We start from the raw sequence: 12,975 nt of genomic DNA on the forward strand, positions 1-12,975 counted from the left end.
CTTGCCTTTTTAGTGGTGAATTGCCCCCTTTTTTATGATTATGTTAGGAATAAAGACCATGAATGTTTCAATAGATTCTAATAATAAAGCACTAGATGTACCGCCTCAACAAGCGCCTGATGAGTCTGGTTTACCCGAAAAGCCTGCACAAGGTTTGTTAGATCCGGCACTGATTAAACCGGCGCTAAAATCAGCACTACTCAAGCTGGATCCTCGCGTCCAGTGGCGCAATCCGGTGATGTTCGTCGTTTATATCGGCTCATGGTTGACGACCATATTAGCCATTAACATGATGATTCAGGGACAGTCTGGAGTCGGCTTTACTTTAGCCATTACGTTTTGGCTTTGGTTTACCTTATTGTTTGCAAACTTTGCTGAAGCGTTAGCAGAAGGTCGCAGTAAAGCGCAAGCATCGAGCCTCAAGCAGGCGCGTCAAGATGTGCAAGCTCGTAAGCTTGCTGGTAGCGACCGACTCTCCGCCGCTACTATGGTGCAGGCGACTGAGCTTAATCAAGATGATATTGTTTTGGTACAAATGGGAGAAATCATTCCAGCGGATGGTGAGGTGATAGAAGGGCTTGCCTCAGTCGATGAGTCCGCCATTACTGGTGAATCCGCGCCCGTCATTCGTGAAAGCGGTGGCGATTTTAACGCAGTCACTGGCGGTACTAAAGTCTTGTCTGACTGGCTGGTGATTCGTATCACCCAAGCGCCGGGACAAGGATTTTTGGATAGAATGATTGCCTTGGTAGAAGGCGCTAAACGTACCAAAACGCCCAATGAGATTGCCCTGACTATTTTGCTTATTGCATTAACCCTGATATTTTTAATGGTGTGCGTCACTCTGTTGCCATTCTCTCAGTTTGCGGTGCTCGCATCAGGTCAAGGCGAACCCATCTCTATTGTCATTTTAGTGGCATTACTGGTCTGCCTGATCCCAACAACGATTGGCGGTTTATTATCCGCTATTGGCGTAGCAGGCATGAGCCGTATGATGCAAGCCAATGTGATTGCGACCTCTGGACGGGCGGTAGAAGCGGCGGGCGACGTCGATGTGTTATTGCTGGATAAAACGGGCACCATTACCTATGGTAACCGTCAAGCGTCGTTATTTCTGCCATCGAACGGTATTAACGAGCACTTGCTGGCTGAAGTGGCCTTGATTAGCTCGCTGACTGATGAAACGCCCGAAGGTCGTAGTATCGTTAAACTGGCGCAAAGCCGTTTTGATATCGATGAAAATGTCTGGAAATCAAAGCCGTTTGAAACCATCGAATTCACCGCGCAAACTCGAATGAGTGGTACCGATATTGAGCAACGCCGTATCCGTAAGGGCGCTTATGACGCCATTGTAAAATGGGTGACAGAGCAAGGCGGTACGCAGCCCAGTAATCTAGAACAACAAGTAGAGGAGGTGGCTCGCCGTGGCAGTACACCACTGCTGGTTGCGGATGGTCAGCAAATATTAGGCGTCATTGAGCTCAAAGACGTGGTCAAATCCGGTATCAAAGAACGCTTTGCTGAATTGCGCAAAATCGGTATTACTACTGTCATGATTACGGGTGACAACCCTTTGACCGCTGCTGCTATCGCGGCTGAAGCGGGCGTTGATGACTTTATGGCGGAGGCCACACCAGAGCAAAAGCTTGAGCTGATTCGTAGTTACCAGCGCCAAGGTAAACTAGTCGCAATGACTGGTGATGGTACCAATGACGCGCCAGCACTTGCTCAAGCTGATGTTGCCGTCGCTATGAATAGTGGTACTCAAGCGGCCAAAGAAGCCGCAAATATGGTGGACTTGGACTCAAATCCGACCAAGCTCATTGAGGTGGTGCAAACCGGTAAGCAAATGCTGATGACCCGTGGCGCGCTGACGACTTTTAGCTTGGCCAATGACGTTGCTAAATATTTTGCGATTATTCCAGCGGCCTTTGCGGGTACTTATCCTGCGTTGAACGTGTTAAATATTATGCATTTGGGCAGCCCAAAAAGCGCAATTCTATCAGCAGTTATCTTCAATGCCTTAATCATCGTATTTCTCATTCCATTAGCGCTACGAGGGGTCAAATATCGTCCAGACTCTGCTATTAACTTATTGCGCCGAAATCTATTGATATATGGATTGGGCGGACTGTTGCTACCGTTTGTAGGTATCAAGCTTATCGATATGCTCATTAACGTATTGTAATTGGTCTAATCATTCATAAGGAATATCACTATGTATACTCATTCTCAACCAGATACGAACGCTAATGTTGAGCTGTCATCGCAAGATGCAACAGATACCAGCAACGCATTAGATAACGCTGCTGCTCATATGCCGATGCTCAAACCTGCTATATTGCTATTTATATTATTAAGTATCATTTTAGGGTTATGCTATCCATTATTGATGACAGGCGTTGGGCAAGTTGCGATGCCCAATCAGGCAAATGGTAGCTTAATAGAAAAAGAGGGACAACTGGTTGGCTCTGCACTTATCGGTCAAGCGTTTGACCAACCACAGTATCTATGGACAAGGCCTTCTGCTGCGGGTGACGGTTATGATGCTACCCAATCATCAGGTAGTAATTTGGGACCTTTAAACCCTGAGCTTGCCAGCAGTGTTGAGGCGCAAGTACAAAAGCTTAAGGCGGCTGATCCACAGAATAAAGCGCCCATTCCGCTTGATTTGGTGACGATGTCGGGCAGTGGCTTGGACCCACATATCTCACCTGCAGCGGCGCAGTGGCAAGCAAATAGAGTGGCACGTGTACGCGGAATAAGCGTTGAGCAAGTACAAAAAGCGATCGATGATAATACTGACAGTAAGCAGTTTAATATCCTTGGAGAGCCGCGTGTCAACGTGTTAGCAGTGAACTTAGCATTAGACAGCATCTCTACGAGCTCCATTAAATAGGGCAGTAGTGTTAATAAAAACAACTGGATTCACTAAAAGACGCCGCTTTATTTAAATTATTCTTATTTAAGAGCTATCTAAGCGCTATCGAAGGTCATTATGAATACTAACCGCCCTAGCCCAGAAGCGTTATTGCAGCAAATCAAGCAGCAAGAGCATGCGGTGAATAGAGGTAAGTTAAAAATATTTTTTGGAGCGTCGGCTGGGGTTGGCAAAACGTATGACATGCTGACCTCTGCGCACCAAGCACAAACGCATGGACTTACTGTGTTGGTTGGTATTGTAGAAACTCATGGACGCAGTGAGACCGCCGCGCTGGTAGAAGGGCTATCCGTTCTGCCGCTACGCGAGATTGAATATCGTGGACAGATGCTCCAAGAGTTTGATATCGATGCCGCTCTAGCCAGTCATCCAGATATCTTGCTGGTTGATGAGCTTGCGCATAGCAACGTCTCAGGGTCTCTCCACCCCAAACGTTGGCACGATGTTGAGGAATTACTAAAAGCAGGTATCAGTGTTTACACGACCCTAAACGTTCAGCATTTAGAGAGCTTAAATGATGTCGTCAATCAAATTACGGGTGTGGTGGTTCAAGAAACCTTGCCTGATTGGTTTTTTGATCAGGCAAATGAAGTGCTATTGGTTGATTTGCCAGCAGATGAATTATTAGCGCGTCTTCACGAAGGTAAAGTATACATTCCCAGCCAAGCCAAACATGCTATCAACAATTTCTTTCGTAAAGGTAATTTAATCGCACTGCGGGAGCTGGCATTACGCCGAACCGCAGACTTAGTCGATGCCGATATGCAAGATTACCGCAACCAAGCTCGAATCTCACCCATTTGGAATACCGCCGATCAGTTATTAGTAGGAATCAGTACGGGCGCGCACAGTGAGCGCCTCATTCGCCATGCTGCTAGGCTGGCTAGCAGTTTACATTCACAGTGGTATGTGGTGCATGTCGATACACCGCGGGGGTTGAATCGTTCGGTGAATAATAAGCAAAAAGTCTTGGAGGCACTACGTTTAGCAGATGATTTGGGTGCAAAAACTGAAATTATTAGTGCTATTACCGTGGCAGAGGGTTTGACCAGCTATGCCCATCAATTCAATATCGGCCGGATTATTATTGGACAAAATCAGTCAAAACCGTATCACTGGGGTCAATCGTTAGTGAGGCGCATCTCACAACAAGACGTTAATTTAGATTTGATATTGGTCAATCAAACGAAGAAGTTAAGCAAAATCACCAAGAATCGTCAGCTACCGTCTTGGAATATGGCAGAATTGTCATCGGTCGATAACCGTAATGGCTATCTCATGGCAGTGTTGGGATGCGGGTTAGTGACCGTTACCTTAGTGGCGCTCACACGCTGGTTTGATTTAGCCAACGTCGTCATGCTCTACTTATTAGTGATTGTTTTTATCTCAGTACGCTTTGGACGCGCGCCTGGCATATTGGCTGCGTTTTTGAGCGTATTAAGCTTTGATTTATTTTTCGTTGAACCTAAGCTGTCGTTTAATGTCAGTGATGTCCAATACTTAGTCACCTTTGCTGTCATGCTTATCGTCTCTTTAATCATCAATAACCTCGCGGTTGGACTACGATTTCAGGCACAAGCTGCCCGTAAACGTGAACAGCAGGCGATATCGATGAGCTATCTGGCACAAAACCTCAGTGCTGCTCGTAAAAACGATAAAATTATCAGTCAAGCTGCCGCATGGCTAACGCAGCACATTGCTAGTACTGCAATCATAGTAATGCCAGATACGCATAATAAAATGGTCGTTATGACTGATGGTAGGATTCCTGCAGAGTTCAACTGGGTTGTGACCCGATGGGTATTTGATCACAATGAAAGCGCTGGCTTAGGCACTCATACGCTTACCGCTAATAAGATGCACTATCGAGCGCTCGCCACATCAACTCAGGTGCTCGGTGTCTTAGCACTGATGCCGACAGATAGTGAGAGTTTCAATCAACCTGAACAACAGCGAACCCTCGATGTGGCTATTGCTCAAATAACGCTCGCTTTAGAGCGGGTATATTATGCAAAAGTGGCTCAAACTGCGCTCATAAAAGTAGAGTCAGAACGGCTTCGCGGGACACTATTGTCGGCACTGTCTCATGATATTCGAACGCCAATAACGGTATTATCTGGTTTAGCGTCTTCTCTTGCCACCCAAACTTTAACGGTGAGTGAGCAAAGGCAACTGGCCGTTGATATTGAGCAGCAAGCAAACGTTATTCAGCGTTTGGTGATTAATATTTTAGATTACGTATCGCTCCAGTCTGGCGGCATGAAACTAAACAAGCAATGGGTGAGCCTAGAGGAAATCGTTGGCAGTAATATTCGTCAGCTTGAGCACTATTTAAAAGAGCGCCAGATAGAAATAGATATTCCTCATAATATTGACTTTATTTATACCGACGAATTGATTTTGTCACGTATTTTAAACAACTTGCTCACCAATGCCATCAATTACACGCCAGACACTGCCTGTATTTGTATCAAAGCAATGCTGGATAATAATCAGTATCTGATAACGGTGACAGACACAGGAAAGGGGTTGCCTGTGGGTATGGAGACGAAAATATTCGAGCGCTTTACTCGAGGAAATTCGGAAAGTAGCACAACGGGTTTAGGCTTAGGTTTAGCTTTGAGTAAAGATTTAGTGGAGCATCTGGGCGGCACGCTAAGTGCTAACAACGTACAACCTCATGGTGCACAATTTATCATCACGCTTTCTTGGCAACCTTTGCCTGAACAGGATTTGTTGAGTGAGTGACAACTTTAGAGCAATCAGTTTTAGAGCCATCAGTTTTAGAGCAAGCAGTCCAAAGGTTGGTCGAGGCGTGAAACCAGAAAAATGATAACGTCAGTATCTCAAATACATTTGGCTAACTTAGCACGATAAGTGATATATCATAGGGTTAATACAAATAGCGAATAGCACACTTATGAAGACCATACTAATCATTGAAGATGAAGCCCATATTACGCGATTTATCAAAACAGCTATGGAGCAAGAAGGGTATCAAGTTTTTACGGCTGATAGCTCGCATAGGGGCTTAATCGAAGCAGCGACTCGTCGTCCTGATTTACTCATACTAGATCTAGGTTTGCCTGACGGTGATGGATGCGATGTTATTGCAGATATTAGGACGTGGTCATCATTACCTATTCTAGTGTTGTCAGCTCGTAGTGATGAACAAGATAAGATTAAAGCGCTAAATTTAGGTGCGGATGATTATCTAGTAAAACCATTTAGCATGGGCGAATTAATTGCTCGTGTTAATGCTCATATGCGCCGTTGGCAGGTGGGTTACGAAACCCCCAGTCAGATAGAGCTTGGCAATATCAGCATTGATCTTGTGCAGAGACAAGTCAAAAAAAATGGCGAAGATGTCCATTTAACGCCTATTGAATACCGTTTACTGACCGTACTGATCCGTTATGCAGAAAAAGTACTAACCCATAAACAATTGCTCAATGAAGTTTGGGGTAAAGGTCATAACCACCAAGAACATTATGTCCGTATATTTATGTCAAATTTACGCCAAAAACTAGAAGACAATCCTTCTCGGCCTAACTATTTTTTAACCGAAATCGGCGTCGGTTATAAGCTACACATTCCCAAGGACTGATAATAAATAATAGGTTCAGCTTTATAATTAGAAAAGGCCCTAACAGGATGCAAAAATAAAATATCTAAAGGGAAAGTATCTAAAGAAAAAAGTATATAAAGAAAAAGTTACTCATACTATCTGTATGAAGAATCATGGATTAAATTGATAAAGGGGAGTGCTATGAACAAGCTCAGTATATCCACCATCTCCATAGCGACATTGATGTTGTTATCAGGTTGTGATGAATCAAGCACAGATCCAAACATAGTATTTTCAGCAGATAATAAAGATCCTATTACAGAGCTTGAAGTAACCTCGGCGGTCGATTCTCGTCAATTAAATTATAAAGAAACCTTTTATGTGCCCATCTATTCAGACATTTATATTGATAGTTACAATCAAAAAGTCTTGCTATCAGCGACTTTGAGTATTCGCAACACCACATTAAAAAAATCACTGTATATCAATAAAATCGATTATTACGGTACCGATGGGGAGCTGATAAAGTCATATATCAAGGACGCCATTAAGCTGCCGCCTATGGCAACCCTCAATTACATCGTTGAAAAAGAAGAAAGTAGAGGTGGTCCAGGTGCTGACTTTATCATTGAAGTTGAAGGTATGGATGAGACGGTTAGACCAGTGATTGAGGCGGTGATGATCGGTAATTTCAGTAATAAAGCTTTTGCTTTTAACACCCAAGCTACGCCAGTGGTGCATTGATAAAAACCATATAGTCAAATCTTTATAAATCCGCTACATCGTCACCCCCGCTTGATGTACTAATTGTACTATCTGTGCGCGGCTTCCTTGTATCGAAATTATTTGCATTCGACTATAGTCAGTGAAAAGTAATATCGATACATCACGCACTGCTGCTATCAATCTTGCTTGCTGTGCCTGCGCAGACAGAGGCGGCAAAAAACTGATAGCAGCAGTACCGTAGCGTTTTCGGAGTGTTTTATTAACAAAAAAACCGTCACTCATTTACGTACGCTATTTAAGTTAATAATATAGTTTTCAAACGCTTTAATCATGCTTATAATCTTATTAATATAAAATTGACCAACAAAAATAAGCAAAGGAATACTTATGAAAGGCTTGTTTGAAAAAATAAAATCTATGACTCACTTAGGTAGCAAGGAGGATAAGCTGGCCGTAGAGCAACTCACCGCAATTCTTGCGCCATTAGCAAACGTTGATGACAGTTATCCCAAACGTATTATGGATTATATCTTCAATGCGGACGATCCCAATATATTATTAGAATTACAAAATCGCAGCGATGACAAGGCTGGGGTATTGATGAGTTTCCCAGGCACTATCGGCTATCACTGGGGAAGTTACCGGTCCACTGATAAAGAAGATAAGCAAATTGCCAAAAGCATTAAAATGAGAGATAAGTTTTATCAACGAATTTTCAAAGCCATGAGTCCTGAGCAAATTATCCGTTATGGTAAGTTTTTGGCTGCTGTCACCCAACTCAAAAATTATAAAGTGCTATCACCACTGAGTCCCGAATGGTTCACTTATCTCATCGCTGATGGACTGAGTACCTCACTTGAAAGAAATAACAAAAGTGACATCAAGCATCGTAATAATTGGTCACATGCACATTTATTCGACGTTTTGAAAGCCGATGAGCAAAATAAAAATGACAGTGATGCCTATCATGTATTGCTGGTACAAATCTTTGAGCGTAAAGAAGTGGACAGTTATTATAGTGATAACTTACATCTGCTTTATCAATTTCCAGACATGATAGCGTTGTTGCAACAGCACAAAGCCGTGTTAGATGAGCTGATTCCTGCCTTATCAGCCAAAGGGCAAGAGCAATTTATAGACAGTTTTGCCAAGTATCATCCTGATTTTATCAAGCAATGTCCCTATCTAGTCGCCACCTTAGCCACTAGCACTAGCAAAACAGTGCGCGAGTTGGCACTGGCCAAAATCAGTCTGTTTGAGCAAGCACAAATCAAACCTCATCTGATCGAGTTATTGACCAATGGCAATACCAAACAACGTCGCGAAATCGCCGATATTATCGCCAGACAAGGGGCACAGCAAGGCGTTGATGGTGATGATAATAGCGCTGAGAGTCGCAAAATATTAGAGCAAGCGTTAGCCAATGAAAAGCAGAAATCGGTGATTCAAGCACTAGAATCGGCGCTCAGTCGATTAGACAGTGTCGCGCAATTGGCGGAAGTAGAGTACGTAGTGAGCGACTTTGAGGCTATAGTCAGCCAGGATATTCCGTATAGTTGTGTGGACATACTGGCGCAAAATTATGCAGAGCTGCTCGAGAAAAAACAGCTCGCTGCCGAGCAAGAGACTGAGCAAAACAAAACCTCTGATTATAAATATACGTGGTCACAAAAAAACTATAACGAGTGGAAAAAGCTCAAACCTGAGCAGTATGGTCACAAGCTGATTGATGCACTTAATGGTAAAGGTAAAATAAGCAGTCTTGATAATGGCAATATGATTGAGCTGTGTGGTTATAAGAATCGATTAAAAAACTTACCAGAATTTGGTTTGCATCACGCTGTTCGATTGGCAAAAAGTGGCGGTTCAGTCAGAAATTATCAGCTAGAGAATTACATCAAACCTGAGAATCTAGCGACTATAGAGCTACGCCAGTACGCGCAAGTGCTCAAAGACTGCCAAATTGAAAATCCAAATCGTGGCATCGCTGAGGAATATCTAGAAAACACATGGTCGCCTTTATTACTTAAATATATCAATAAGTCCGAGCAGATCGTCCCTTTCTTTATGGAGCATCTGGACTACATATCTGAGGCTTTAGGATTACTACCCAATAAAAGCGAAAGTCGCTGGCGTGAGTTTGAACCCAGTAAAGCCATTAGTATTTTGGCTACTTTTCCACAAATTCCCAAACAGTTTATCCCTAAAATATTAGAGCTAGCCTTAGGCGAAAATAAACGCTTGCGTCATGATGCACAAGAGCTACTGTCTCATTTACCCGATATTCATCAGCGTGCTATCGAAGCACTGGCCAATGGCAAGCAAGCCATACGAGTGACGGCAGTGGAGTGGCTGGCACGTCTTAACGAACGAGATGATAGTCATAAAGCTGAAGTATTAAAAGCGTTGTATGATTTGCTCAAAAAAGAGAAAAAAGAGATTGTCATCGCCAGTATATTGACGGCGCTTGAGAGCATGGGTGAAGACATCAGTAAATATCTGTCACCGACCGCCTTATTAAAAGATGCTGAAAAGGGGCTAAGGGGAAAGGTCTTAAAAAGCTTTGAGTGGTTCAAATCGGACAGTCTGCCAGCAGTGCAGTGGCAAAATGGCAAAACCGTCAATCCCAAAATTATTCAATGGTGGGTAGTGTTGGCCGAAAAACTCAAAGACCCGACACCGAATGGTCTATTGCAACGCTATTTAGGGCTACTCGATAACAAGAGCCAACGCCGCTTGTCACTATTCCTATTACAGAGCTTTATCAGCGAAGACACACTCAATCCAACCCTCGCGCAAGCAATGGAAATTGCTAACGCTGAAGCACCTGCACGGCTTTCTCAATACCAAGATTACTATAAGCGCTATGGCCAAAAAGACCCTGACAGCTGGGCTGCTCGGTACGCCAATGTCACTCTGCATGAAATGGTTGAAGAGATTAAAAAAGAACAGCTGGCTATTTATTTGGGTTCAGCCATCAAAAGCAAAGGCATGCTCGCGCTTACTTATCGGGCAGAAGGCAGCACGGCAGTCAATATCTTGCAAGATTACATGAAAAATCACTATCGGCGCACCTCTCAAATCACTGCGATGCTCACCGTATTTGCCATAAGTGATGACCCTCTAATTATTCAGCTGTTACTCGGACTGTCACGTCGCTATCGCACCAGCTCCATTCAAGACTTGGCCAAGCAGCTAGTGGGTACGATAGCTGAGCGTAATAATTGGACTGCCGATGAGCTTGCCGATCGAACAATTCCTACCGCTGGGCTCGATGAAAATGGCATTTTAACCATCGATTATGACACGCGTACGCTAAGCGCCTATGTCGATGACAAAGACAAGTTTGTATTAAAGAACGAGACGGGCAAAGTCATCAAATCACTACCAGCAGCCAGACAGAATGATGATGCCGCTATTATCAAAGAAGCTAAAACCTTGTTTAGTAATAGCAAAAAGGAGTTCAAACAAGTCGTTGACTCTCAGACCACGCGCTTGTATGAAGCCATGTGTAGCGAGCGACTTTGGATGAGTAGCGACTGGCAAGAGTATCTATACGCCCATCCTATTATGAAGCGTCTGATTACTCATTTGATATGGATCGAAGTTGATGGCAAGCAGGGTGGTGAGGGCAAGCAAATAGTGTCGTTCCGTCCAAGTGATGATGGCAGCTTGTTGGACTTTAATGATGATGAAATCAGCTTGCAAGCTGACAGTTATATTAAGTTGGCGCATGGCGTGTTGCTCACTGCTGAGGAGTGCGATCAGTGGCGCGAGCACCTAACAGATTATGAGGTTAAGTCGCTATTTGGTAAATTTACTCAATTTGATCACGCGCTACCAGCATTCAAAAAAGAGCAAGATCAAATCGATGAATTCAAAGGCTATTTGACGGATACTTTTACGCTGCGTGGACTGCTAACCAAAATGGGTTATAAGCGCGCTAGTATTGAGGATGGCGGCTCCTTTGATCGCTATTATAAGAACTACGACAGCTTAGGCTTATCAGCAGTCATTGTGTTTAGCGGCAGCTATGTGCCTGAAGAAAACATTCCAGCGGTGCTATACGAATTGGGCTTTGAAACCAAGCAATCCTATTCATGGAATACGGACTATGTTGCCTTAACGGACGTCAATCCTATCCTATTAGCCGAAAGCTATGCCGAGTACAAAACCGTCGCTGATGCCACGGGCGGCTTCGATGCTGATTGGGAAAAGAAAACCCCTTGGTAGCGGTGGATGAGATGACTGATTTTTATCATAAACCACTGATTTTTATTATAAACCATAATAGTCGATACTAAATAAAATAGATAAGATGGATTTTTGCCGCGCAACTGGTATGAATTTTTTTGGCTTGCTGTGTCTACGCTGACAGAGGCTGCAAAAAATAAATACCAGCGACGCTATATCCTTTTTATAATCGATTATCTATATTATAAATAATAGACGACAGCTTTTTGATCAAGGATAAACAATGAGCACTGCTACTGATAATAATACTGATAACAGCGGTAACGAGGGTAATAATGTTCTCAAACAATCAGCTGAACACCGTTATGCTGACGAATTGGCGCGGTTGATTCAGTATGATGTCACTGAAAATAATCTAAAACCAGCAGGCTGGATTCGCTCCCCAAAAGCGGTGCGTAAATTTATCTTGGGCGATGACGCTTTGGATATCAGCCGTAAGTTTTATGGCGACGATGCTTTAGCGGATCGCTGCATTGTGACTTTATTAGGCAAACAAGGATTGATGCTGGTCGGTGAGCCGGGTACGGCCAAATCTATGCTGTCCGAGCTGTTGAGCGCAGCGATATCGGGCGATTCTGGTTTGATGGTGCAAGGGTCGGCGGGCACTACCGAGGATCATCTGAAGTACTCTTGGAATTACGCGCTATTACTCGCAGAAGGTGCTAATACTAAATCACTAGTGCCGTCACCGCTGTATCAAGCCATGGAGCAGGGCAAGATAGTCAGGCTTGAGGAAATTACTCGCTGTCCGCCAGAGATTCAGGATGTACTCGTATCGATGATGTCAGAGAAAACCATGATGATTCCCGAATTTGGTGACTCAGGTCGGCTATTTGCGCAGGCAGGTTTTAACATTATTGCGACCGCCAACTTGCGTGATAAAGGCGTGCACGAAGTGTCATCAGCATTAAAGCGCCGCTTCAACTTTGAGACGGTAAATCCTATTAGCGATCCGGCCTTTGAGAAGTCATTAATACTGAAACAATTACGCACTGAGCTTGGTGATCTTGGCGCTGATATCAGTAGTGAGATTACGATTAATGAGGATGTCGTCGATCTATTGGTCACGGTCTTTCAAGAGCTGCGTCAAGGTCAAACCCAATCGGGTACTAACATCAAAACCCCTGATGCGGTCATGTCATCAGCAGAAGCGTTCAATGTGGCCTACGCTTCGGCATTAGAAGGGTACTATTTGGGCGACAAATCGTTGTCAGCTAATGCGGTTGCCAAGCAGATTATCGGTGTCGTGCTAAAGGACAATCCCGATGATATAAAGCGCATCCGTTTTTATATGGATAACGTCGCAAAAGAGCGCGCGAAAAAAGACAAAACATGGAAAGCGTTTTATGAAGAAGGCAAACGCTTTTGGCAGTGATGGTCGATAATCTCTATTGAAAATAGCTTTTGTTGAAAATAATTTTGCTAATAATTGCTAGCAATAATTAATCAATTTGCTTCAGTAATTAATCAATCTTGTTAATTAAAA

General features: G+C 43.6%; 8 protein-coding genes. 7 read left to right on the plus strand and 1 reads right to left on the minus strand.

Annotated features, from left to right (window positions below; translation table 11 throughout):
* The first annotated feature begins 58 nt into the window (after nt 1–58).
* The 5 genes from kdpB (at nt 59) to JMX48_RS05065 (ending at nt 7,253) form a co-directional block, all read left to right on the plus strand.
* A complete protein-coding gene (kdpB, locus tag JMX48_RS05045; RefSeq protein ID WP_227687903.1) occupies nt 59–2,188 on the plus strand; it encodes a potassium-transporting ATPase subunit KdpB in 2,130 nt (709 codons plus the stop codon).
* Nucleotides 2,189–2,218: 30 nt separating this feature from the next.
* Nucleotides 2,219–2,899 (plus strand): potassium-transporting ATPase subunit KdpC, encoded by a 681-nt coding sequence (gene kdpC, locus JMX48_RS05050; RefSeq protein ID WP_201535080.1) that lies wholly within the window; start codon nt 2,219–2,221, stop codon nt 2,897–2,899.
* Nucleotides 2,900–2,998: 99 nt separating this feature from the next.
* Nucleotides 2,999–5,689 (plus strand): DUF4118 domain-containing protein, encoded by a 2,691-nt coding sequence (locus JMX48_RS05055; protein WP_201535082.1) that lies wholly within the window; start codon nt 2,999–3,001, stop codon nt 5,687–5,689.
* Nucleotides 5,690–5,861: 172 nt separating this feature from the next.
* Nucleotides 5,862–6,548 (plus strand): response regulator, encoded by a 687-nt coding sequence (locus JMX48_RS05060; RefSeq protein WP_201535084.1) that lies wholly within the window; start codon nt 5,862–5,864, stop codon nt 6,546–6,548.
* A 162-nt stretch (nt 6,549–6,710) separates the two neighbouring features.
* Nucleotides 6,711–7,253 carry a DUF3124 domain-containing protein gene (locus JMX48_RS05065; RefSeq protein ID WP_201535086.1) on the plus strand — a complete coding sequence of 181 codons (543 nt, stop codon included), beginning with the start codon at nt 6,711–6,713 and terminating at the stop codon, nt 7,251–7,253.
* A gap of 33 nt (nt 7,254–7,286) precedes the next feature.
* On the opposite strand, the gene JMX48_RS05070 is transcribed toward JMX48_RS05065, so the two are convergent.
* Nucleotides 7,287–7,517, minus strand: coding sequence for a hypothetical protein (locus JMX48_RS05070; RefSeq protein ID WP_201535089.1), 231 nt, complete (start codon nt 7,515–7,517; stop codon nt 7,287–7,289).
* Nucleotides 7,518–7,622: 105 nt separating this feature from the next.
* Between JMX48_RS05070 and JMX48_RS05075 the strand changes: the two genes are divergently transcribed.
* Both JMX48_RS05075 and JMX48_RS05080 read left to right on the plus strand, forming a co-directional pair.
* Nucleotides 7,623–11,468 carry a DUF4132 domain-containing protein gene (locus JMX48_RS05075; RefSeq protein WP_201535091.1) on the plus strand — a complete coding sequence of 1,282 codons (3,846 nt, stop codon included), beginning with the start codon at nt 7,623–7,625 and terminating at the stop codon, nt 11,466–11,468.
* 244 nt (nt 11,469–11,712) lie between these two features.
* Entirely contained in the window at nt 11,713–12,864 is a 1,152-nt protein-coding gene (locus JMX48_RS05080; RefSeq protein ID WP_201535094.1) for an AAA family ATPase, read from the plus strand.
* Nucleotides 12,865–12,975: the final 111 nt, after the last annotated feature.

The sequence above is a fragment of the Psychrobacter immobilis genome (assembly GCF_904846225.1).
GTDB classification, from domain to species: Bacteria; Pseudomonadota; Gammaproteobacteria; order Pseudomonadales; family Moraxellaceae; genus Psychrobacter; species Psychrobacter immobilis_F.